Annotated in this window: 21 protein-coding genes; 11 read left to right on the top strand and 10 right to left on the bottom strand. The window is 68.7% G+C overall.

Features of this window, described 5'->3' with window-relative positions; genetic code table 11:
• Positions 1–5 precede the first annotated feature (5 nt).
• Positions 6–1,994, bottom strand: a complete 1,989-nt coding sequence (locus tag ACIBGM_RS29885; RefSeq protein ID WP_360524029.1) for an alpha-1,4-glucan--maltose-1-phosphate maltosyltransferase — start codon at positions 1,992–1,994, stop codon at positions 6–8.
• Between the two features lie 261 nt (positions 1,995–2,255).
• Here ACIBGM_RS29885 and glgP point away from each other — a divergent pair, with 261 nt between their 5' ends.
• Positions 2,256–4,853 (top strand): alpha-glucan family phosphorylase, encoded by a 2,598-nt coding sequence (gene glgP / locus ACIBGM_RS29880; RefSeq protein ID WP_396387401.1) that lies wholly within the window; start codon positions 2,256–2,258, stop codon positions 4,851–4,853.
• Between the two features lie 220 nt (positions 4,854–5,073).
• Here the strand turns inward: glgP and ACIBGM_RS29875 are convergent, their stop codons facing one another.
• The 8 genes from ACIBGM_RS29875 to glgX all read right to left on the bottom strand — a co-directional run bounded on the left by ACIBGM_RS29875 (position 5,074) and on the right by glgX (position 12,321).
• A complete protein-coding gene (locus ACIBGM_RS29875) occupies positions 5,074–5,604 on the bottom strand; it encodes a hypothetical protein (protein WP_396387400.1) in 531 nt (176 codons plus the stop codon).
• 194 nt (positions 5,605–5,798) lie between these two features.
• Positions 5,799–5,972, bottom strand: coding sequence for a hypothetical protein (locus ACIBGM_RS29870; RefSeq protein ID WP_396387399.1), 174 nt, complete (start codon positions 5,970–5,972; stop codon positions 5,799–5,801).
• Positions 5,973–6,789: 817 nt separating this feature from the next.
• Positions 6,790–7,683: a transglutaminase domain-containing protein gene (locus ACIBGM_RS29865; protein WP_396387398.1), complete on the bottom strand. Its 894-nt coding sequence runs from the start codon at positions 7,681–7,683 to the stop codon at positions 6,790–6,792.
• Between the two features lie 12 nt (positions 7,684–7,695).
• Complete coding sequence (locus tag ACIBGM_RS29860) at positions 7,696–8,508, bottom strand: MerR family transcriptional regulator (protein ID WP_396387397.1); 813 nt, start codon at positions 8,506–8,508, stop codon at positions 7,696–7,698.
• A 62-nt stretch (positions 8,509–8,570) separates the two neighbouring features.
• Positions 8,571–8,966, bottom strand: a complete 396-nt coding sequence (locus ACIBGM_RS29855) for a hypothetical protein (RefSeq protein WP_396387396.1) — start codon at positions 8,964–8,966, stop codon at positions 8,571–8,573.
• Positions 8,963–9,373, bottom strand: a complete 411-nt coding sequence (locus tag ACIBGM_RS29850) for a MarR family transcriptional regulator (protein WP_360524011.1) — start codon at positions 9,371–9,373, stop codon at positions 8,963–8,965. The genes ACIBGM_RS29855 and ACIBGM_RS29850 overlap by 4 nt, the downstream gene beginning before the upstream one ends.
• Positions 9,374–9,400: 27 nt before the next feature.
• The gene (locus ACIBGM_RS29845) at positions 9,401–10,171 is read right to left on the bottom strand and encodes an SGNH/GDSL hydrolase family protein (protein WP_360524008.1); all 771 of its coding nucleotides are present in this window, start codon (positions 10,169–10,171) and stop codon (positions 9,401–9,403) included.
• 62 nt (positions 10,172–10,233) lie between these two features.
• The gene (gene glgX / locus ACIBGM_RS29840; protein WP_396387395.1) at positions 10,234–12,321 is read right to left on the bottom strand and encodes a glycogen debranching protein GlgX; all 2,088 of its coding nucleotides are present in this window, start codon (positions 12,319–12,321) and stop codon (positions 10,234–10,236) included.
• 248 nt (positions 12,322–12,569) lie between these two features.
• Here glgX and ACIBGM_RS29835 point away from each other — a divergent pair, with 248 nt between their 5' ends.
• From ACIBGM_RS29835 to ACIBGM_RS29795, 9 genes are all read left to right on the top strand, one after another.
• Positions 12,570–13,886 carry an ABC transporter substrate-binding protein gene (locus ACIBGM_RS29835; protein ID WP_396387394.1) on the top strand — a complete coding sequence of 439 codons (1,317 nt, stop codon included), beginning with the start codon at positions 12,570–12,572 and terminating at the stop codon, positions 13,884–13,886.
• Between the two features lie 53 nt (positions 13,887–13,939).
• Positions 13,940–14,830 (top strand): carbohydrate ABC transporter permease, encoded by an 891-nt coding sequence (locus ACIBGM_RS29830; RefSeq protein WP_396387393.1) that lies wholly within the window; start codon positions 13,940–13,942, stop codon positions 14,828–14,830.
• A complete protein-coding gene (locus ACIBGM_RS29825) occupies positions 14,823–15,662 on the top strand; it encodes a carbohydrate ABC transporter permease (RefSeq protein WP_396387392.1) in 840 nt (279 codons plus the stop codon). Before ACIBGM_RS29830 ends, ACIBGM_RS29825 begins: the two co-directional genes overlap by 8 nt.
• Before the next feature lie 8 nt (positions 15,663–15,670).
• Entirely contained in the window at positions 15,671–16,693 is a 1,023-nt protein-coding gene (locus ACIBGM_RS29820; RefSeq protein WP_396387391.1) for a Gfo/Idh/MocA family protein, read from the top strand.
• The gene (locus tag ACIBGM_RS29815; protein ID WP_396387390.1) at positions 16,690–17,727 is read left to right on the top strand and encodes a Gfo/Idh/MocA family protein; all 1,038 of its coding nucleotides are present in this window, start codon (positions 16,690–16,692) and stop codon (positions 17,725–17,727) included. Before ACIBGM_RS29820 ends, ACIBGM_RS29815 begins: the two co-directional genes overlap by 4 nt.
• A gap of 92 nt (positions 17,728–17,819) precedes the next feature.
• Complete coding sequence (locus tag ACIBGM_RS29810; RefSeq protein ID WP_396387389.1) at positions 17,820–18,599, top strand: enoyl-CoA hydratase/isomerase family protein; 780 nt, start codon at positions 17,820–17,822, stop codon at positions 18,597–18,599.
• Positions 18,599–19,546 carry a methyltransferase domain-containing protein gene (locus tag ACIBGM_RS29805; RefSeq protein ID WP_360523983.1) on the top strand — a complete coding sequence of 316 codons (948 nt, stop codon included), beginning with the start codon at positions 18,599–18,601 and terminating at the stop codon, positions 19,544–19,546. Before ACIBGM_RS29810 ends, ACIBGM_RS29805 begins: the two co-directional genes overlap by 1 nt.
• A gap of 9 nt (positions 19,547–19,555) precedes the next feature.
• A complete protein-coding gene (locus tag ACIBGM_RS29800) occupies positions 19,556–20,416 on the top strand; it encodes an acyltransferase (protein WP_396387388.1) in 861 nt (286 codons plus the stop codon).
• Positions 20,409–21,449 (top strand): hypothetical protein, encoded by a 1,041-nt coding sequence (locus ACIBGM_RS29795; protein WP_396387387.1) that lies wholly within the window; start codon positions 20,409–20,411, stop codon positions 21,447–21,449. The genes ACIBGM_RS29800 and ACIBGM_RS29795 overlap by 8 nt, the downstream gene beginning before the upstream one ends.
• Here ACIBGM_RS29795 and ACIBGM_RS29790 read toward each other — a convergent pair.
• Positions 21,424–22,170, bottom strand: coding sequence for a class I SAM-dependent methyltransferase (locus ACIBGM_RS29790; RefSeq protein WP_396387386.1), 747 nt, complete (start codon positions 22,168–22,170; stop codon positions 21,424–21,426). The two genes, ACIBGM_RS29795 and ACIBGM_RS29790, sit on opposite strands and share 26 nt — an antisense overlap.
• 192 nt (positions 22,171–22,362) lie before the next feature.
• Here ACIBGM_RS29790 and ACIBGM_RS29785 point away from each other — a divergent pair, with 192 nt between their 5' ends.
• A complete protein-coding gene (locus ACIBGM_RS29785; protein ID WP_396387385.1) occupies positions 22,363–23,145 on the top strand; it encodes an electron transfer flavoprotein subunit beta/FixA family protein in 783 nt (260 codons plus the stop codon).
• Positions 23,146–23,156 lie beyond the last annotated feature (11 nt).

Genomic DNA, 23,156 nt, shown 5'->3' with positions numbered 1-23,156 from the left:
GTGGGTCAGGCCTGGCCGCGGCGGACGGCGAGGATGTGGGCTGGTTCGCCGTTGGGGTCGAGTTTGATGTAGTTCTGCTGGCCCCAGCGCCAGGTGGCTCCGCTGATCTCGTCGTACACGGTGAAGGTGTCCTCGGGGCGCATGCCGAGTGCGGCCATGTCGAGGTGGACCATCGACTCGCGGACCGAGTGCGGGTCGGTGTTCACCACGACGATGAGTGTGTCGCTGTGCCCGTCCGGCGCGGTGATCCGCTTGGAGTAGCACATGATCGCCTCGTCCTCGACCGTGTGCAGCGACAGGTTGCGCAGCTGCTGCAGAGCGGGGTGACGGCGGCGGATGTTGTTCAGCAGCGTCAGGTACGGCGCCAGCGTGCGCCCCTCGGCGGCAGCGGCGTCCCAGTCCCGCGGCCGGAGCTGGAACTTCTCGGTGTCCAGGTACTCCTCCGAGCCCGGCCGCAGCGCGACGTGCTCGAACAGCTCGTACCCGGCGTACACACCCCAGGTCGGTGACGAGGTCGCCGCGATCGCCGCCCGGATCTTGAACGCGCCCGGGCCGCCGTACTGCAGGTAGGCGGTGAGGATGTCGGGCGTGTTGACGAAGAAGTTCGGCCGCAGGAAGTGCGCGGTCTCCTGGGTCAGCTCCTGCAGGTACTCCTCCAGCTCCCACTTCTCGTTGCGCCAGGTGAAGTAGGTGTAGGACTGGTGGAAGCCGACCTTGGCCAGCTCGCGCATCATCGGCCGCCGGGTGAACGCCTCGGACAGGAACACCACGTCCGGGTCGGTCTTGCGGATCTCACCGAGCAGGTACTCCCAGAAGTTGACCGGCTTGGTGTGCGGGTTGTCGACCCGGAACACGGTCACCCCGTGCGAGATCCACAGCTTGACGATCCGCAGCACCTCGGCGTAGATGCCCTCGGGGTCGTTGTCGAAGTTGATCGGGTAGATGTCCTGGTACTTCTTCGGCGGGTTCTCGGCGTACGCGATCGAGCCGTCCGCGCGGACGCTGAACCACTTCGGGTGCTCCTTCACCCACGGGTGGTCCGGTGACGCCTGCAGTGCCAGGTCGATGGCGACCTCGAGCCCGACCTCGCGGGCCCGGCCGACGAAGTACGCGAAGTCCTCGAAGGTGCCGAGCTCGGGGTGGATCGCGTCGTGGCCGCCGTCCTCGGAGCCGATCGCCCACGGCGAGCCGGGGTCACCCGGCTTCGGGTCGAGGGTGTTGTTCGGGCCCTTGCGGAACGAGTGGCCGATCGGGTGGATCGGCGGCACGTAGAGGATGTCGAAGCCCATCCCCGCGACCGCGTCCAACCGCTTGGCGGCGGTCCGGAACGTGCCGGACTTCCACTGCCCGGTCTCCTCGTCGTACGACGCTCCCTCCGACCGCGGGAAGAACTCGTACCAGCTGCCGAAGAGTGCGCGCTGCCGGTCGACCCACACCGGGAAAGTCTCCGACGAGGTGATCAGCTCACGCACCGGGTAGCGCCCGAGCGCGGACCGGACCTGCGGCGAGATGCCCGCGGCCAGCCGCGCCTCGGGCGGCAACGCGCCGTTGGCCAGCGCCTGCGCGGCGTCGCCCAGCGTGGCCCGGTCGGCACGTACGGCGGGGGGCACGCCGGCGGCCGCGCGGTCGAAGAACGCGGCGCCCTCGGCGAACATCAGGTCGACGTCCAGGCCGGCCGGCACCTTGATCTCGGCGTTGTGCCGCCAGGTCCCGTACGGGTCGCTCCAGCCCTCGACCGCGAACGTCCACGCGCCCTGCTCCTGCAGCGTCACGTCGACGGTCCAGCGGTCGCTGCCCTGACCGACCGGGGTCATCAGCATCCGTCTGGTCTGCCCACCCGGCGAGGTCAGCACGACGTTCGCGTTCACCGCGTCATGGCCTTCGCGGAAGACCGTTGCCGCGATGGTGAAGGTCTCGCCGACCGCTGCCTTGGCCGGATACGCTCCGGCGTCGACGGTCGGGGTGACGTCGGTGATCGGGATGCGCCCAGTCATGGCGTAGACGAACCTTCCCTGGCTCAAATCAAGATCCGCCGGATTGCGGATTCGGCGGATGCGGACGATATCTGGACAACTTCAGGACTGACGTTAGCGGTTCCCACCGACGACTGGTTACATGTCGTGGTCACGGTTCGGTCCACAGCGTGGACCCCAGGTGACCGAGGGCTGGAAAAGTCTCTGCAAAATCTTGCCTGCGTTGCAAGATCGATGCATCCCGAGGGTGCCTCGCACCGCAAGGGCCGGTACGGTGTCCCGGTGCGAGCGATACGACGATTCTCCGTCCGCCCTGTCCTGCCCGAGCCGCTGACCGGGTTGGGCACCCTGGTGAACAACCTCCGCTGGGCCTGGCACCCGGAGACGCAGGACGTCTTCGAGGCCGTCGACCCGCAGCTGTGGCGGAGCACCGGCGGTGACCCGGTCAAGCTTCTCGGTGAGGTCCCGGCGGCCCGGCTCGACGAGCTGGCCAACGACCACGCCTTCCTGCGCCGGCTGGAGCTGGCCGTAGCCGACCTGAACGGCTACGTGACCGACGACCGCTGGTTCCAGACCGAAGCCGGCTCCCCGGTCAGCTCGGTGGCCTACTTCTCCCCGGAGTTCGGCATCACCCACGTGCTGCCGCAGTACTCCGGCGGTCTCGGCATCCTGGCCGGTGACCACCTCAAGGCGGCCAGCGACCTCGCCGTACCGCTGATCGGTGTCGGCCTCCTGTACCGGCACGGGTACTTCGCCCAGTCGCTGAACCGCGAGGGCTGGCAGCAGGAGCGGTACCCGCTGGTCGACCCGGACGGGCTGCCGATCAGCCTGCTCCGCGACGGCGACGCACCGGCCACCGTCACCCTGACGCTGCCCGGCAACCGTGAGCTCCGCGCGCAGATCTGGGTCGCCCAGGTCGGCCGCGTGCCGCTGCTGATGCTCGACTCCGACATGGAGGAGAACGAGCCCGCCGAGCGCGAGGTGACCGACCGGCTGTACGGGGGCACGACCGAGCACCGGCTGCTCCAGGAGCTGCTCCTCGGCGTCGGCGGTGTCCGCGCCGTCCGCACCTTCTGCCGGATCTCCGGCCACCCGGCGCCCGAGGTGTTCCACACCAACGAGGGCCACGCCGGCTTCCTCGGCATCGAGCGGATCCGCGAGCTCGCCGCCAACGAGGGCCTCGACTTCGACACCGCGCTCGAGGTGGCCCGCGGCGGCACCGTGTTCACCACCCACACCCCGGTGCCGGCCGGGATCGACAGGTTCCCGGTCGAGCTGATCCAGCAGCACTTCTCGCCGGACGCGTTCGGCGAAGGGGTCCCGATCGAGCGGATCCTCGAGCTCGGGGCCGAGGACTTCGAGGGCGGCGACTCCGGCGTCTTCAACATGGCGATCATGGGTCTGCGGCTCGCCCAGCGCGCCAACGGCGTGTCCAAGCTCCACGGCGTGGTCAGCCGGGGGATGTTCGCCGGACTGTGGCCGAGCTTCGACGCGTCCGACGTACCGATCACCTCGATCACGAACGGCGTGCACGCGCCGACGTGGGTGGCGCGGGAGATCAATGACCTCACGCTGGCGACCACCGACACCGCGGACACCGACGGGATCTTCGCCGGTCTGGACAAGACCACCGACGCGCAGATCTGGGAGACCAAGCGGCTGCTGCGGCAGCGGTTCATCGACGACACCCGGGCCCGGGTCCGGCAGTCCTGGCTGAACCGTGGCGCGTCCGAGGCCGAGCTCGGCTGGGTCGACTCGATCCTCGACCCGGACGTCCTGACCGTCGGGTTCGCCCGGCGCGTTCCGTCGTACAAGCGGCTGACGCTGATGCTGAGCGACCCGGCCCGCCTGAAGGCGCTGCTGACGCACCCCGAGCGGCCGATCCAGATCGTCATCGCGGGCAAGGCGCACCCGCACGACGAGGGCGGCAAGAAGCTCATCCAGGAGATGGTCCGGTTCGCCGACGACCCGGAGATCCGGCACCGGATCGTGTTCGTCCCCGACTACGACATCGCGCTGGCGCAGCCGATGTACCCGGGCTGCGACGTCTGGCTGAACAACCCGCTCCGTCCCTACGAGGCGTGCGGCACGTCCGGCATGAAGGCGGCGCTGAACGGCGCGCTGAACCTGTCCATCCGCGACGGGTGGTGGGACGAGTGGTACGACGACGAGTTCGGCTGGGCGATCCCGTCCGCCGAGGGCATCGAGGACACCGACCGGCGTGACGACCTCGAGGCGCACGCGCTGTACGACCTGATCGAGAAGCAGGTCGCGCCGCGCTTCTACGACGGCGACGTGCCGAGCCGCTGGATCGAGATGCTGCGGCACACGATCAAGGAGCTCGGCCCGAAGGTGCTCGCCACCCGGATGGTCCGCGACTACGTCGAGCGCCTGTACGTCCCGTCCGCGCTGTCTTCGCGCTCTCTCAACGCGACGTACGACGGTGCGCGCGAGCTGGCCGCGTGGAAGAAGAAGGTCCGGGCGGCCTGGCCGCAGATCCGCGTCGACCACGTGGAGCTGCAGGGCCTGGGCGACGTACCGCAGCTTGGAACGACCGTCGGGATCCGCGCCTTCGCGGCGCTGGGCGACCTCGCGCCGGCAGACATCGACGTCGAGGTGATGCACGGCCGGGTCGACTCCAACGACGAGATCAAGGAGCCGGTCCGGGCGTCGCTGTCGCTGGCGGAGACGTACGACGGCAACCGGCACCGCTACGAAGGCGAGCTGAAGCTCGACCGCACCGGCCCCTTCGGCTACACCGTCCGCGTCGTCCCGAAGCACAAGGGACTGGCGAGCCCGGCCGAACTTGGCCTCGCCGCCGGCCCCTCCGACCCGGAGGACCCGTCCACCCCGGACCTGCCTGCCGGCTCCGAGTTCTAACACCCAGGCCCCGCCTGCCTCACCAGGCGGGGCCTACTACTTTCCCACGCACGTCCTTCCCAGGCGCCGCTACGCCCGCTCCTACGTCGCGTGCTCGCGCCTGCTGCACTGTGACGAGCAGGCGCGCGGCTTGGGGGACCGGCTCGTCCGCGTACGTCGCAAAGGAGGCACGGCCCCGAAGCCGTTTGCTTCGGGGCCGTCGTCGTACTAGGTGTGCTCGTTACCGGCGGTTCTTCTTGCGTAGTAGGCCCCAGGGTTTGAAGACCGAGAGGATGACCGCGAACATCAGCAACGTCGGCGAGACGATCGGGGGATAGATCATGTCGCCGAGGGGGATGCCGACGTCTCCTGCTCCGGCGCGGTCGGCGATCTCGGCTACGCCTGGGCGTAGTGAGAGCAGGACCAGGCTGCTCAGGAGCAGATTGAGGAACAGCTTCACGACGACCCACCAGTACTTCGTCAGGCCGTACTTGCTGCCAACTGCCAGCAGCACCCCGGTCACGAGGCAGGTCAGGCCGGACACCGTCATCGGCCAGACCGTCACCAGTTCCAGCACCCGGAAGCACAGGATCTTCGTGCTCTCGCTGTCGGTACCGAGGGCGGTGAAGGTCAGGACTGCCATCACCACATCGATGCCCAGCCAGGAGCCGACGGACGCGATGTGCAGCACCAGCACGGCCTTCCGTGTCCTGCCGCCCAGCCGCCACGGCTGCGCCGCCGTGGTCGAGCCCTGCATTGCCGCGCTACTCATCTCCCTCTCCCGTCAGCTCGGATCACTTACCTAGATCCTGAGCGACGGGCCCACCCCACGCGTCGGCCCGACGGAGACACCCGCCGTACGACGGACGTCGTACTGCCGAAGAGTTTGCAGCCACAGGCGTGGGATTGAACACCAACCGGGGTGTTTGAACAACTCACCATCTGTTCCAGGTCCCTAGAAGGTGTTCACACCCGGCCGCCGGCCGAGCACACCTCCGGCAGTCGCCCGAGCACACCACTCCGGCCGTGGTCCGAGCACACCGCTCCGGCAGTCGCCGGTCCACGTCGGCCCCGGAGCACCTCGGCCCCAACGGTCGCCGGAGTACGACGGACGTCGTACTGCCGAAGAGTTGCAGCCACCAGGCGTGGGATTGAACACCAACTGGGGTGTTTGAACAGGTCACCACCTGTTCCAGGTCCCCAGAAGGTGTTCACTCCCCAGTCCGCCGGCCGAGCACACCACTCAGGCGGTCGCCAGAGCACCACTCGGCAGTCCCCGGAGCACATCGGCCCCGGAGCAGGCGAGCCCCGGTGGTCGCCGGAAAGCGTCGCCTCGGGTGGTTGCCGGGGTGCGTCGCCGCTGGCCCAGCACGCTCGCGGCCGTCGCCCGAGCACACCACTCCGGCCTGCGCCGTAGCACGTCGGCCCCGGAGCACGCGAGCCCCGGTGGTCGCCGGAAAGCGTCGCCTCGGGTGGTTGCCGAGGTGTGCGCCGCTGATTGCAGAGCGTGCTCGCGGCCGTCGTCGGAGCACGTCGGCCCCGGTGGTCGCCGGAGTACGACGAACGTCGTACTGCCGAAGAGTTGCAGCCGTCAGGCGTGGGGTCGAACACCAACTGGGGTGCTTGAACAGGTCACCATCTGTTCCAGGTCCCCAGAAGGTGTGCACACCCTCGGCCGCGGGCAGAGCACACCACTCCGGCGGTGGCGCGCGCACACCACTCCGGCCGTCGCCGGAGCACCTCGGCCCCGGAGCACGTCGGCCCCCGGGTCGCCGCAGTACGCCGCACCGTGCGGTCGGCCGAGTGCGGCACCCCGTGCGGTCGGTCGGAGTGCGCGGCGCCGGTGGTGGGGGTGCGCCACCCCGGGCGGTCGGTCGGAGTGCGCGGCCTCGGTGGTCCGAGTGTGCCGCCCCCGGCTGTGGCCGAGCATGCCGCGCTCGGCGGTCGCGAGTGTGGACTACGCCGCTGGGCGTACTAGGTCTACCCACGTGTGGGGGGCACCGGTGGGGGAGGTTATGTAGGAGCGGCCGGTGGGGTGCAGGTCGGGGTTGGATCGGTAGCGCTCGGTCAGCTCCTTGGTGGCGGTTTCGTCTTCGTTGTCGGAGGCAATCAAGAGGGTGGCGATCTGGTCGGTGAGGGTGATGTCGGCGCCGTCGAGGGTGTCGGTCATCGTGCCCCAGTTGTCCCAGAGCAGGAGCTCGTCGCCTTGGAGGTGGGCGAGTTGGTAGTGGACGTAGTTGCGGATGAACCAGCCGCCGCCGATGGGCGACTCGGCTCCGATGCCGAAGAGAGACTCGTCGAGGTCGCCGGAGCGCACCCCGAGCCAGACCTCTGCCGCCGACAGGAACGGCCCGCGTGGCGCCTTCAGGAACGGGCCGCGCGGCATGTCCTGCAGGTCGAACTTGTGGTCGCCGGCGGGGTCGAGCTGGGCGTCGATCATCACCCAGCGGTCGCCGTTCCAGTACTCGGCGACGACGTGGTCGTGGTGGTAGCCGTCGCGGAAGTAGTCGCCGAACCCGATCCGGCTGCGGGCCGGAATCCCTTTGTGCCGAAGGGCCGACACGGTCAGCAGGGTGAAGTCGCGGCAGCAGCCGACGATCCGGTCGAACGGCTCGCGGGGTTCGGCGAGCGCGGTGCCGTTGCGGTTCTGGTCGGTGGTCAGCATCGACGAGACCCACCGGTGGTCGATCTCGGCGAGCCGCTCGCCGGTGAACTCGATCCCGCCGCCGCGGTAGTGGATCACCAGGTTGCGGACCACCGCGGCGATCCCGGCGACGTCGTCCGGCAAAGCGTCGTACAGGTGCGCGTGTGCACCCGGGTCGCTGTACGGGGTCTGTACGGCGTAGTCCATCAAAAAACTCCCTCAGAGAATGGGCTGGGCGATGTCGACGGCCGGCTGGTCGCGTGGAATCAGGTGACAGTCGGGCCGATAGACCTCACGCGGTGGGCCGGCGGTTGCGGCGCGCGACGTACGGACCCAGTCGGTGACCAGGTCGTAGGCGAGCATGATCCGGGGGTACGCGCACTCGTCCATCGTGATCGTGCAGTACGCCTCCCGGTGCGCCGGCTCGACCCGGATCGCGATCGGCCCGGACGGATCCACCAGCCCCTCGAACGGCACGCACACCTCGACGGTCGCCTCGGACTCCGGCGTTACCGGGCCGTGGTAGATCACCCACGACTCGCCGGTCAGCGTCGCGCCGGCGTCGGTGAGGTACCGGCGGATGGTGTCGGTCGAGGTCACGATCACGCCGATCAGCGACTGCTGGTCGGTGTCGTCCCGGATCGTCGCGATCTTCGTCTCCGGTACGGCGCGTGTCAGCACCGGCCGGGGTGACAGACCGGGCGTACCCGATCGTGAGAGGCGGTCCCGGAGGTACTCGAGCGTCGCCCGCCGGGCCGCGGTCGTCGCCTCCTCGGCCGCCCACCACCGGTCCAGGCGGATGAGGCCCTCCTCGTCCGATCCCGCCAGTACTTCGGCGATCGTGGTGAGCGGCATGTCCAGCTGCCGCAGCACGCTGATCCGACGCGCCCGCTCGAGCTGCTCCTCGCCGTACAGCCGGTACCCGTTGGACGGGTCGACCTGCGCGGGTGGCAGCAGCCCGGACACGTCGTACAACCGCAGGGCCTTGTGAGACAGCCCGGTACGGCGGCCGAACTCGCTGATCGTCAACACGCGCCCATCAAACCCCCTGCCCCAGGGGCAAAGTAAAGAAATCCCACCCCGTGGGGATGGGGCTAGTGCGGTCTGGTGGGGAAGGCGTGCAGGTCCGGCTCTACCCAGCCGTGTCGGGCAGCGGGGGAGGCGAGCGTGCGGGAGTTGTAGAAGCGGGTCAGGAGGCGTTTGTCGAGTAACCCCGGGTTGCGGGTCAACAACTCGTCGAAGGACTCACCGGGGGACTCGCCCATGTGGTACGCCGTCAGCTCGACCCACGCGCGGCTGACCGTTGCGTTGTACTTCTGCGGCGCCCCGGCGTACCGCGCCGTCTGCTGGATCCCGTCGCTGATCAGCGAGACCGCAGCAGCAGTCCCACACCGCCGTACGGCGAGCCACGTCAGCTGCACGTGCTCCCGGTGACCGAACCGGTCCGCGCGGGCCATCACCTCACCCATCAACTCGTCGAACTCGCTCATACCGCCCCCAACGCCGTCAGCACCCGTCGTGCCTGCTTCACCGAACCAGCCGGAACCCCAGCCAGCGCCCGCTCTTCCAACTCCGCGGAGGCCTGCTGCACCCGCCCCGCGCTCTCCACACCAACCCGGGTCAGCGAGATCTCCACCGCCCGCCGATCACCCGGCCGCGGCGCTCGCCTGATCTGCCCCTTCTGCTCCAGCCGATCCAATACGCCGGTCAGCGTCGTCGGCCGCACGCCCGCCGCAGCCCCCAGCTCCGTCACGGTCCGCCCGCGACCGTCGGCCAGGTTCGCCAGCACGTTCGTCTCGGAAGCCGTCAGCCCCAGGTCGGCCAGCTCCGTCCCCAGCACCTGCAACGTCACATGCGTGGCCCGCTGCAGCAAGACCAGCAACAACTCATCTTCCACGGATCCAGATTATCCGGATCCGTAGTATCAGCCAAGCGTGTTTGCCGGCAGAGCAGCGAGCAAGGCGTCGGCGTGCCGGCGGTAGCCGAGGTTGTTGGGGTGGAAGCTGTCCGGGGCAAGCATGCCGCGCCACGGCGGACGAGCATGCCGGGACACCTCCGCAACGGTCAGCCCGCGGCCGGTTGCGGTCGTGCTGATGAACTGGTTGATACCGGTGACGTACGGGCTGCAGACGCCACCCACCCGCCAGAACCGGTCCGGCACCGTCAGGTCCATCATCACCGACGACGACGGGAGCCGGTCGATCACCGACCGCAGATGCGTCCGGAAGCGTCGCGGCGGCGTGGCGAGGATGTCGTTGTTCCCGATCCCACACGTGACCAGATCGGCCCGGAGTCCTTCGATCAGCGGCAGTTGGTCTTCCAGCACATGCCGAGTCTGCGCACCCGACCGCGACAGATTGACGACCCGCCACGGACTGCCCGTCCGACGCAGTGCGTTCAGCACCTGCCCGACGTACCCATGTAAAGGCGACGACGCCCCGAGCCCCTGCGCAGTCGAGTCCCCAAGCACGACCCAGAGCGGCCCTTCGGCCGCGAGCGCCTGCTCGTTCTGCCGCCGCCAGAAGTCCGCGTAGGTCCGCGCCTGCACATCAAGCAGCGCCACCCCGTCGACCCACTTCTGAAACGCATAACGCGAGCGAGTCCGCTCAGCCTCACCCCAGCGGGTCACGGCTCGGTGCAGCACGCCGATCGGCGTCGTCCGTTCGCGAACCGGCCCACGTCGCAGAAAAAACATCGGTCCCCCCAGACATGAACAGAAGGTGACCAACGAATGTACTGGAGGAAGGTTAACGACCCTCAGAGCGCGCGCAGCAGCACCAGGCAGCGAGGGGCGAGCGGGACGGTGGCGCCGGCTTCGACCTCGGTCACCATCGAGTTGCTGGTGTCGAGGACCACCTCGTACGCCGGGGCCCAGGAGGCGTCCGGTACGACGACCTGACGGGTCTCCGGGGTCGCGTTCAGGGCGAGGAGGAACGAGCTGTCGGTCAGCGCGTTGCCGGCGGCGTCGGTGGCGCGGAGGGCATCACCGGCCAGGAACATCCCGATCGTCCGGAGGTTGCCGTCGTACCAGTCGGCCTCGGTCATCTCGCCGCCGTGCGGTGCGATCCAGGACAGGTCCTTGCGGCCGCCACCCTCCATCACCGGCTGCCCGGAGAAGTAGTGCCACTGCCGCAGCACCGGATGCGCCGCCCGCAACGCGATCAGCTTCTTCGTCAGCTCGAGATGGTCGAACCAGGCCTCGGGCAACGACCAGTCGAACCAGGAGAGCTCGTTGTCCTGGCAGTACGCGTTGTTGTTGCCGTGCTGCGTCCGGCCGCACTCGTCGCCGGCGGTGAGCATCGGCACGCCGGTGGACAGGATCAGCGTGGACATCAGGTTCGCCATCTGCCGTTTCCGCAACGCGATCACGGCCGGGTCGGCGGTCTCGCCCTCGACGCCGCAGTTCCAGGACCGGTTGTCGTCGGTGCCGTCCCGGTTGTCCTCGTGGTTGGCCTCGTTGTGCTTGTGGTCGTAGCTGACCAGGTCGCGCAGCGTGAACCCGTCGTGGGCGGTGACGAAGTTGATCGACGCGTACGGGTAGCGCCCGTCGTCGCCGTACAGGTCGCTGGACCCGGACAGCCGGTAGGCGAGGTCCTTGACACCGTCGGAGGTGTTCCGCCAGACGTCGCGCACGCTGTCGCGGAACTTGCCGTTCCACTCCGACCACGGGGTGCCGAAGTTGCCGACCTGGTAGCCGAACGGTCCGATGTCCCACGGCTCGGAGATCAGCTTGACCCGGCCGAGCACCGGATCCGCCGCGACCTCGGCCAGAAACGGGTGGTCGACGGTGTCCACCTCGTGCCGTTCGTTCCGGATCAGCGTCACCGCCAGGTCGAACCGGAACCCGTCGACGCCCATCTCCTCGACCCAGTACCGCAGTGAGTCCATCATCAGCCGCCGGACCTGCGGGTGCGAGGTGTCGACCGAGTTGCCGGTGCCGGTGACGTCGTACGTCGTCCCGCCGTGCCCCAACCGGTAGTACGCCCGGTTGTCGATCCCGCGGAAGCTCAGCGTCGGCCCGTCGAAGCCGCCCTCGGCGGTGTGGTTGTAGACCACGTCCAGGATCACTTCGATGCCCGCGGCATGGAACGCGGCCACCATCGCCTTGAACTCCGCGACCTGCTCACCGCGGGAGCCCGACGACGCGTACGGCGCGTGCGGCGCGAAGTACCCCAGGCTGTTGTAACCCCAGTAGTTCGGCAGTCCGCGAGCCGCGATCGCCGGCTCGGTGAGGAAGTGGTGGATCGGCAGCAACTCGACCGAGGTGACGCCGAGGTCGGTGAGGTACGCGATCACGGACGGGTGTGCGAGCCCGGCGTACGTCCCGCGTTGATGCTCGGGTACGTCGGGATGCCGCTTGGTGAACCCCTTGGTGTGCAGTTCGTAGATGACCGTCTCGCCCCAGTGCACCGGGCGGCTGATCGGGGGCGGCGGCTCCGACTCGGCGACGACCACGCCGACCGGGACGTGGCCGGCGGAGTCTCCGTCGGAGGAGTCGTAGATGAGCGGACTGGAGTAGTCGAGCGATCCGTCGATGGCTCGCGCGTACGGGTCGAGCAGCAGCTTGGACGGGTTGAACCGCAGGCCGTGGGACGGATCGAACGGTCCGTGCACGCGGTAGCCGTACCGTTGCCCATGGCCCACTCCGGGCGCGAAGCCGGTCCAGAACTCACCGGTATGGGCCAGATCAAGGTTCCGCTGGCTGCCGTCGTCGGCGATCAGCGCCAGCTCGACGCGCTCCGCGGCGGGAGCCCACAGCGTGAAGGTCGTGCCATCGGTCTGGACCACTGCCCCCAGGTGGAGCCCGGTGTCGAGAGCACTCGGGGCGGCGGTCGCTTCGGTCACCGGCACATTCTGCACAAGACCTCTCAAAACGGCGCGGGTGTGGGGTGAGTTATCGATAACAATGTTGGTTGTGCTCATGAGAGGGTAGTTGCGAACGGCTCTGCGCAATGATACAAACGCACGAACCGTTATTAAGTTACCTGAACCCACCCCCTGCAGGTGACTCGGTGGCCGGCCCAACTCCTGGCCGGCGTCGTTGCCCCCGACATGTTCCCGCTCTCGAGCCGGAGCCGAGGAGAGACACCCGAATGCGATTTTCGTCCAGGCTGGCCGGTGTGCTGGCCGCTGCCGTACTGGCCATCTCGCTGGCCGCCTGTGGGGACAACGGAGGATCCGGTGGCGGGTCCGACGCGAAAGTCCCCGACGACCCGGCGCAGGTGAAGGGGGACATCACCTACGCGATCTGGGACGTCAACCAGCAACCCGCGATGCAGGAGATCGTCAAGGCGTTCAACCAGAAGTACCCGAACGTCAAGGTCTCGATCTCGCTGGCCACCTTCGACCAGTACTTCACCAAGCTGAAGACGCAGGGCTCCTCGGACAACCTGCCCGACGTGTTCTGGATGAACGGCCCGAACTTCCAGCTGTTCGCCGCCAACAAGCAGCTTGCGACCCTGGAGGGCCTGACCTCTGACAAAGACGGGGCCAAGCAGGTCGACCCGGCCAACTACCCGAAGGCGCTGAACGAGCTGTACTCGCTGGACGGCAAGCAGTACGGGATTCCGAAGGACTTCGACACGATCGCGCTGTGGTACAACAAGCGCCTGTTCGCCGAGGCCAAGGTGGCCCCGCCGACCGCGGACTGGACCTGGGACGACTACAAGGCCGCCGCGGTCAAGCTGAAGGCCGCGCTCGGCCCGAAGAACATCTGGGCCAGCGGCGACACCCTCGGCACCCAGGCCGACTTCTACCCGGCGATGCTCAGCAACGGCGGCTTCGTGGTCAAGGACGGCAAGTCCGGGTACGGCGACCCGAAGTCGGTCGAGGCGCTGCAGTTCTGGTCCGACATGGTGAAGAACGGCTACACCCCGACGGCCGCGCAGAACGCCGAGACCAAGAGCCAGGACCGGTTCTTCGACGGCAAGGCCGCGATGATGTGGAACGGCAACTGGGTGGTGTCGGCGGCGCTGAAGTCGCCGTACAAGAACGACTTCACCGTGGTGCCGATCCCGAAGGCGCCGACCGGCGAGCGCAGGACGGTGATCCACGGCATCGGCAACGTGATGAGCGCCAAGTCGAAGAACCCGCAGGCAGCGGCCGCGTTCCTGGCCTTCCTCGGCACCAAGGACGCCGCGCTGGTCCAGGCCAAGCTCGGGGCGGCCAACCCGGCCTTCACCGGCACCCAGACCGACTTCGTGAACTCGGCGCCGCAGTACAACCTGAAGACCTACATCGAGGCGGCCGAGCAGTACTCCGAGCCGTACCCGGTGTCCAAGGACACCGCGGTCTGGAACAACCTCGAGATCAACGAGCTCACCCCGGCGATCGGCGGTGACAAACCGATCGCGGACGTCGCCAAGGACGTCGCGACCAAGATGGACGAGGCGCTGGGCAAAGAGCAGTGAGCTCGGCGACCACAACGGATCGCCGGCCCGGGACCAGGAGTCCCGAGCCGGCGGTGCGCCCGCGGCGGCGCCGGTCGGGTGAGGGCGGCTGGCCCTGGGTGTTCGTGCTGCCGACGTTCCTCGGCGTGTTGGTCTTCTACCTGTGGCCGCTGGTCAAGACGCTGTACGACAGCTTCACCGAGACCGGCCCGTTCGGGGGCAGCACCTGGGTCGGCGCGGAGAACTACAGCACCCTGGTCGGGGACGGTGATGTCTACCGGGCGATCCTGAACACCGTCGTCTACACCGCGATCGTGCTGCTCGGCATCCCGCTCGCGGTGCTGTTCGCCAGCCTGCTGAACCGCCCCGGCCTGCGCGGCGCGATGGTCTACCGGACGCTGTTCTTCCTGCCGTACGTCGCGATGCCGACCGCGATCTCGCTGGTCTGGCGGCTGATCTACAACAAGGACTACGGCGTCCTGAACCAGGCGCTCGGCGTGATCGGGATCGACGGCCCGTCGTGGATCACCGAGCCGTGGTTCGCGCTGGTCGCGGTGGCGCTGCTCGGCCTGTGGATGTCGATCGGCTTCAACATGATCGTGCTGTCGGCCGGTCTGAAGGGCATTCCGGGCGAGCTGTACGAGGCGGCGTCGCTGGACGGGGCCGGCTCGGTGCAGCAGTTCCGCTCGATCACGGTGCCGCTGCTGACGCCGTCGATCTTCTTCCTGTCGGTGATCACCACCATCGCCGGGTTCCAGCTGTTCGACCAGTTGTACGCGCTGCTCGGCCCGACGAACCCGGTGATGCCGAAGACGCAGTCGCTGGTCTTCCTGTTCTACGACGCCGCGTTCGTCGACAACGAGCGCGGGTACGGCGCCGCCATCGCGATCCTGATCCTCGCGATCGTCGGCCTGCTGACCGTCGTCCAGTTCCGACTGCAGCGCCGGTGGGTGAACTATGACTAAGGGTGTGAAGGACGAGCGGCTGGGCAGCAACAAGGTCGCGCACGTGCTGCTGGCGCTGGGCAGCCTGGTGATGATGTTCCCGTTCCTGTGGCAGCTCAAGATGGCCGTCTCCACGCAGGCCGAGATCCAGGCGATCCCGCCGGACCTGCTGCCGAAGGGCCTGGAGTGGCGCAACTTCACCGAGGTGTTCCAGCGGCTGCCGTTCCTGGACCAGTTCTGGGTGTCGGTGGCGGTCACCGTCGGCCGGACCGTCGGGCAGCTGGTGCTGTGCTCGATGGCCGGGTACGCGTTCGCCCGGATGCGGTTCCCGGGCAAGGGCGTGCTGCTGGCGCTGATCCTGTCCATCCTGATGGTGCCCAGCCAGGTCTACCTGATCCCGCAGTACCAGATCATCCAGCAGCTCGGCTGGCTGAACAGCATCCACGGCATCGTTGCCCCCGGCATCTTCAGCGCGTTCGGTACGTTCCTGATGATGCAGTTCTTCCGGTCGATCCCGGTCGAGCTCGAGGAGGCCGCCCGGCTGGACGGCTGCAACCCGTGGCAGACCTTCTGGAAGGTCGTGCTGCCGGTGGCCAAGCCAGGCCTGATCTCACTGGCGATCATCACCGTGCTGACCTCGTGGGCGGACCTGCTCTGGCCGCTGGTGGTCACCTCCGCGCCCGAGGAGATGCCGCTCGCGGTCGGCCTGGCTACGCTCAGCGGCTACCAGGGCAGCATCTCGCCCGGTGTGATGATGGCAGCGGCGCTGATGGCGATGGCACCCGTCCTGATCATCTTCGTGCTGCTGCAGCGTCGCGTGGTCGAAGGCATCGCATTCTCCGGACTCAAGTAAGGGACCTCATGTCGGAACAGTTGGCCGATCTGACCGTCGGCCTGATCGGCGCGGGCAACATCGCGCACGTGCACGTGTCGGCCTGGAAGGCACTCGGCGCCCGCGTCCTGGTGCACTCCGAGGCCGGTGCGGCTGACCTCGCCGAGCAGTACGGGCTGGAGGTGGCGCCGTCGCTCGACAGCGTGCTGCAGCACGTCGATTTCGTTGACATCGTGACGCCGTCGCCGACGCACAAGGAGATCGCGCTGGCCGCGATCAAGGCGGGCCGGAACGTGATCTGCGAGAAGCCGCTGACGCTGACCGCGGCGGACTCGCACGAGGTGATCGCTGCCGCCGCTGCGGCCGGCGTCAAGGTCTACCCGGCCCACGTCGTGCGGTACTTCCCGGCCTACAGCGCGGCGTACGACGCGATCGGCGCCGGCCGGATCGGTGCCGTCGCGGTGGCCCGGTTCTTCCGCCAGGCGTCGTCGCCGGCCGGTGCCGGGTGGTACCGCGACGTGGGCCGCTCCGGCGGCGTGATCATGGACCTGATGGTCCACGACCTCGACCAGGCCCGTTGGCTGTGCGGCGAGGTCACCAGCGTGTACGCCGTACAGAACCCGCCGACCGTGGACGGGATCAGCCCGGTCAACGTGGCCGCGCACGTCACGCTGACCCACGAGAGCGGAGCGATCAGCCACTGTCGCGCGACCTGGGGTGCGACCGGGACCAAGTTCCAGTCCGGCTTCCAGGTCGCGGGGTCGACCGGCGTGCTGAAGTACTCGTCGGACGCCGACTCCGGGTACGCCGAGGAACTGCAGGACGGCGCCGTCGGCGGCGACCTGCTGATCCCCGCGTCGACGCTGGGGGAGAGCCCGTACCTGACGCAGCTTCGTGAGCTCGCGGTGGGGCTGCGCGGTGGGCCGGAGCCCCGGGTGCTCGCGTCCGACGGCGCAACCGCGGTCTATCTGGCCGAGGCGGCCCGCTCGTCCATGGCGACCGGCCGCACCATCGACATGACCACCTTCGACCCCTCGGGAGCAGCGGCATGAAGGTCGCGATCGCCTCGTTCGCGCACACGCACGCCTCGTCGTACGCGTCCTTGCTCGGCGCGATGCCGGACGTCGACGTACTGACGGCCGACCCGGACGGCGCGTCCGCACCGGACGCCGGAGCACGTGGCGCGGAGTTCGCCGAGAAGCACGGTGTCGCGTACGTCGACTCGTACGACGAACTGTTCGACTGGGGACCCGATGCCGTCGTGGTGACCAGCGAGAACGCCTACCACCGCGAGCTGGTCGAGCTGGCCGCGGCCGTCGGCGCGCACGTGCTCTGCGAGAAGCCACTGGCCACCGAGGTCGCCGACGGTGAAGCGATGCTGGCCGCGTGCGCCGAGGCCGGGGCGATCCTGATGATCGCCTACCCCGTCCGCTTCGCGCCGTCGTACCTGCGGCTGCGGGCTTCGGTCGAGGCCGGGAGGCTCGGCGACGTGTTCGCCGTACTGGGGACGAACAACGGGAAGATCCCGTACGACCAGCGGCAGTGGTTCACCGACGCCGAGCTGGCCGGTGGGGGAGCGCTGGTCGACCACACCGTGCACTGTGCCGACCTGATCGACGGGCTGACCGGTGGTGCCTCCGCCACGCGGGTCTATGCGGCTGCGAACCACGTCCTGCACCAGGACAAGGGCGTCAAGGTGGAGACCGGTGGCCTGGTCACGATCACCTACGACAACGGGCTGCTGGCAACCATCGACTGCTCCTGGAGCGTGCCGGACAACGGTCCGACCTGGGGTGGCGTGTCGTTGCAGGTGACCGGGACCAACGGGTCGGTGGAGATCGAGCCTTTCCTGCCGCATGTCGGCGGGACAGACGCGTCGGGCGAGGTGTACCTGGCGATCGGGGGCAACCTCGACGAGTCGATGCTGCACACGTTCCTGCACGCGGTCCGCGAGTCGGGCCCGGCACTCCGGGGTGCGACGCCGGCCGTCGTACCGCAGCCCGATGGTGCGGTCGGCCTGCGGACGCTGCAGATCGTGGACGCGGCGCGGCGGTCCGCGGTCTCGGGTCAACCGGTCGATCTGTAGCCTCCCCGCAGTACAAGTGCGCATGGTGGTCCGGTACGGTTCCGGGGATGTGACCGGCGGGTAGGACCCCTCAGGCTGTTAGGAGCGAGACGATGGGCGAGTTCGTCAACCTCACCGTGAGTGACGGTGTCGGCACGATCCGGCTGGACCGGCCGAAGATGAACGCGCTGAACGTCCAGGTCCAGGAGGAGATCCGGGCCGCCGCGCTGGAGGCGACGGCCTCCGACGAGGTCCGCGCGGTGGTGATCTACGGCGGCGAGCGGGTGTTCGCGGCCGGCGCGGACATCAAGGAGATGGCCGACATGTCGTACGCCGACATGGTCAAGCGCTCCGGTCCGCTGCAGTCCTCGCTGTCCGCGGTCGCCGCGATCCCGAAGCCGACGGTCGCGGCCATCACCGGGTACGCCCTGGGTGGTGGCTGCGAGCTGGCGCTGTGCGCGGACTACCGGATCGCCGCGGACGACGCCAAGCTCGGCCAGCCGGAGATCCTGCTCGGCATCATCCCCGGCGCCGGCGGGACGCAGCGGCTGTCCCGGCTGGTCGGCGCGTCCAAGGCCAAGGACCTGATCTACACCGGCCGGTTCGTCGACGCTGCCGAGTCGCTGTCGATCGGCCTGGTCGACAAGGTCGTCCCGGCGGCCGAGGTGTACGACGCAGCGGTCGCGTGGGCGTCGCAGTTCGCCAAGGGCGCCGCGCTCGCGCTGCGGGCCGCCAAGGAGGCGATCGACGCCGGGCTCGGGGTCGACCTGCACAGCGGGCTGGAGATCGAGCGGCAGCAGTTCGCCGCGCTGTTCGCGACCGAGGACCGCGCCATCGGGATGAAGTCCTTCGTCGAGAACGGCCCGGGCAAGGCCGAGTTCAAGGGAATCTGATGACCACCTCCGCTGAGAAGCCCGCCGCCACCGCCGAAGAGGTGGAGGCGGCCTGGAACGACAACAAGCTCGCCCAGGTGCTCTACCACGACTGGGAGGCGTCGACGTACGACGAGAAGTGGTCGATCTCGTACGACGAACGCTGTGTCACCTACGCCCGCGACCGGTTCGTCGCGATCGCCGGACGTGACGGCTGGCCGTACGGCAAGACCCTCGAGATCGGCGCCGGCACCGGCTTCTTCACGCTGAACCTCAAGCTGGCGGGCGTTCTCGACGAGGCGCACGTCACCGACCTGTCCCCGGGCATGGTCGAGGCGGCCAAGAAGAACGCGAAGACGCTCGGGTTCGCGATCGAGGGCAAGGTCGCCGACGCCGAGAAGCTGCCGTACGACGACGACACCTTCGACCTCGTCATCGGGCACGCGGTCATCCACCACATCCCTGACGTCGAGCTCGCCTTCCGCGAGATGCTGCGCGTGCTCAAGCCCGGCGGCCGCTTCGTCATCTGCGGAGAACCCACCCGGTACGGCGACTACGTGGCCCGGCGGTTGTCACGGTTCACCTGGTGGGCCACCACGAACCTGACCAAGCTGCCGGCCCTGGCCGAGTGGCGCCGGCCGCAGTCGGAGCTCGACGAGTCGTCCCGGGCCGCCGCGCTGGAGGCTGTGGTCGACCTGCACACGTTCGACCCGGACACGCTGGCCCGGATGGCGACCCGTGCGGGTGCTGCCGACGTACGAACGGTCACCGAGGAGCTGTTGGCGGCGTGGGTCGGGTGGCCGATCCGGACGTTCGAGGCCGCCGTACCGGAGCAGAAGCTCGGGTTCGGGTGGCGGATGTTCGCCTACAAGTCGTGGCTGCAGCTGTCGAAGGTGGACAAGGCGCTGTCGGCCGTCGTGCCCGACGAGCTGTACTACAACGTCTCGATCACAGGTGTCGCGCAGTAGGGTGTTCTGATGCGGTTGCTGACCGCGGCGAATCTGCGCTGGGTGGTGCGCCATCGGGCTTGGACGCCGTACTACCTGAAGCGCTACTGGCGGTTCGCCTGGTTCAAGCTGCGTCACCCCGGCGTGATCACCGAGGGATTCGTCTTCCTGGGCAAGAAGCTGGAGATCGTGGCGCGGCCCGGGCACGGCCGGATCGTGCTCGGCAAGTGGGTGCATCTCGGTGACGAGACCCGGCTGCGCGCGCACGAGGGCACGCTGCGGATCGGCGACAAGGTGGTGTTCGCCCGCGACGTCACGGTGAACTGCTACCTGGACGTCGAGATCGGCGCCTCCACGCTAATCGCGGACTGGACCTACATCTGCGACTTCGACCACAAGACCGAGGACCTGCACCTGCCGATCAAGGACCAGGGCCTGGTGAAGTCGCCGGTCCGGATCGGCCCGGACTGCTGGCTGGCCACGAAGGTCACCGTCACCCGCGGAACCGACATCGGCCGCGGCGTGGTGATCGGCGCGAACAGTGTTGCCCGTGGCAACATTCCTTCGTACGCCGTCGCCGCCGGGGTGCCGGCCGTGGTGGTCGCCGACCGCACCGCCCGGTACGCCGCCGACGCGGCCCGCCGGGCCTACCTGGTCGGGCTGGCCGCGGCGAACGACCGCACCGCGGCCCGGTTGCTCGCCGGCGGCGATCCGGTGCCGCCGAGCAGGAACGGCGTACCGGGGGAAGCTGAGGGTGATGGCGACAGTGCGGCTGGTGAGGGAGTTGACGACGAGGGGTTCTCAAGTTACTCACCAGTCGGGCACTATGTCCCCCACGTTCGGCCGGAGGCCGACCGGTTGACCGTCGGAGAGGAGATCCAGCGTGGCTGACCAGACCGGGAGCGGGCAGCCGGCGCCGTCGCTGCTCGACCAGGCGGCCGCCGACGACTCGATCACCCGGGCGCGGACCCGCGCGGTCGACCCGGTGCCGATCGTGACGGAACCCGGCAGCGCTACGTTGGAACAAGCGCTTGAGAGCCCCGAGCCGCCGGCGGCGGTTCGGGACGTGGGCGTGAACCGAAGGCTGGACCCGGAGGTGCAGGCAGTGGACGGCAGGACGGCGGCACCGGCACCGCTTGCGGGCGCCCGGCGCAGGCTGTCGCCCCGCCCGGTCCCGGTCAGCCGGCGCAGGAGACCGCCGGCCACGACCGCGACGGCGGCGGACGAGGAACCGACCCCGGCTGAGGAGATGGACGACGTGGGTACGCACGACGAGAAGGCAGCGGACGCGGAGAAGGCGGTGAAGCCGCCGGCGGACGCAAAGGGCAGCAGTGGCGACGCGGGCGAGGCGAGCGGCCGCGGGTCGACCGCGACGGTGACCAAGCCGGCCCGGCCGAAGACCGCGGCGGAGATCGTCGCCGAGCAGCGGGCCCGGGAGAAGGCCGCGGCCTCGGCCGCCGCCGAGAAGGATGCCGGGGCCAACGATCCGGCGGGGACCGCGGTGACCAAGCCGGTGACGAAGGTTCCGGCCACGTCCGCCGCTTCGTCTGCTTCGGCTCCGGCCAAGACCGGTGCGGCGGGCAACAAAGCGGCTTCCCCTTCGGGTAAGGGCAAGCAGGCGCTGAGCTCGGTGGGCTCCGGAGTGCGGAGGCTGCGGAACCTGATCGCCTCACTGATCTGGCTGGTCGCGGTGCTGGCGGCCGCCGTACTGGCGCTCGGTGCGCTGTTCACGGCCCTGGACCAGACGAACCAGAGCAACGAGATCGTGCGCTGGGTGCTGGAGCGCGGGCACGACCTGGTGGGCCCGTTCAAGGACCTGTTCCGGCTCGAGACCGCGAAGAACACTCTGCTGGTGAACTGGGGGATCGCGGCGCTGGTCTACCTGATCGCCGGCAAGATCATCGAACGGTTCGTTCGCCCCTAGGGTTCGCGACGAGGATCAGATCGAGAGATTCGTCCAGGTCTCCTGGGCGAATCTCGAAGTCTTCGTGCCGCGTGCCGGTCACCAGTTGCCGCAGCTCTGGTGCCCAGTCGTCGTGCTCGGTGGCCAGTTGCGCGTCGACGCACGGGCCGTGCTGCTGCTCCCACTCGCGCAACGTGGCGCCGTGGTGAAGTCCGAGCGCGTGCGTGATCTCGAAGTGCGGCTCGAGCAGTTCGGTGAACTCTGCGGCCGTCAGTTCGCGGGTGTGGTACCAGTTCCCGCTCGGGAACGTCAGGCGATTCGGCGTACTGAGCACCAAGACGCCGTCCGGCTGGAGGATGCGCGCGCACTCCGCGATGAACCGCGGCTGCTCCCACAGATGCTCGATCGTCTGCAGGGACGTGATGAAGCCGAAGGTCGTGTCGGCGAAGCCGGTCTGGACGAGGTTGCCCTGCACCACATTGATCTGTGGATAAACCCGGCGGACGTGCCGAAGGGTCGTATCTTCATAGTCGAGACCGGTCACGGAGTCCGCGCCCGCCAGGCGGAGCAGCTCCGCGCCGTACCCCTCGCCGCAGCCGGCGTCGAGGACCCGGCCGGTCCTGTTCGATGACAGGTTGGCCGTGATCCAGCGGTAGGCGGCGTCGTGGCGCGCGAACCAGTAGTTCTCGTGCCAGATCCCGGGCGCTGTTCTCTCGCCGGTGAGCGGTAACGTCTCGGTCACGTGAGTCAGCCTAGTGCGCGGTTCAGAGTGTGTTCGGTGTGTGTTCCGACATCACACCCGTGTCCACTTGTCCTGTGCCCCGCGGCTCGGATAAGCACGGTGTGATGGGACTCGCACGGGAGAATGTTTCTCGTGAGTAACATCCGTGGCAGGCTTGGGAGAGACCGTTAACCAGAAGGGGTCCCACACGTTATGAAGATCGTCGTCTGCGCGAAGTTCGTGCCGGATGCCACCGCGGACCGCCGCTTCCGCCCGGAGGACAACACGGTGGACCGCGCCGGTGTCGACGGGCTGCTGTCCGAGCTGGACGAATATGCCGTCGAGACCGCGCTGACCGTGAAGGAGGCCGGCGACGCCGAGGTGACCGTGCTGACCGTCGGGCCGGAGCAGGCCGCCGACGCGGTCAAGAAGGGGCTGCAGATGGGCGCCGACGCCGGTGTCCACGTGCTCGACGACGCGATCCACGGTTCGGACGCGGTGGCCACCTCGCTGATCCTGTCCAAGGCGCTGGCCAAGCTCGAGGCCGACCTGGTCGTGTTCGGGATGGGCTCGACCGACGGTTCGATGGGTGTGGTGCCGGCGATGGTGTCGGAGCGGCTCGGGCTGGCGGCCGTGACGCTGGGCTCCGAGGTCACCGTCGACGGTCAGACCGTGCGGATCCGCCGCGACGGCGACACCGCGAGCGACACGATCGAGGGCACGCTGCCGCTGGTCCTTTCGGTCTCGGACCAGGCCAACGAGCCGCGGTACCCCTCGTTCAAGGGCATCATGGCCGCGAAGAAGAAGCCGGTGCAGACCTGGTCGCTGGCCGACCTGGAGCTCTCGGCCGACCAGGTGGGCGGCTCCGCGGCGTGGACCGAGGTGGTCGAGGTGACCGCCCGTCCGCCGCGCACCGCCGGCACGATCGTCACCGACGAGGACGGTAGCGGCGCTACCCAGCTCGTCGAGTTCCTGTCCACCAACAAGTTCCTCTGAGGGGCGATCAG

The organism is Kribbella sp. NPDC050470 (assembly GCF_044458365.1).
In the GTDB taxonomy this organism is placed as follows: domain Bacteria; phylum Actinomycetota; class Actinomycetes; order Propionibacteriales; family Kribbellaceae; genus Kribbella.
Note: the sequence above shows the minus strand (reverse complement) of the source record. Positions and strands in the feature narration are given on the sequence as shown.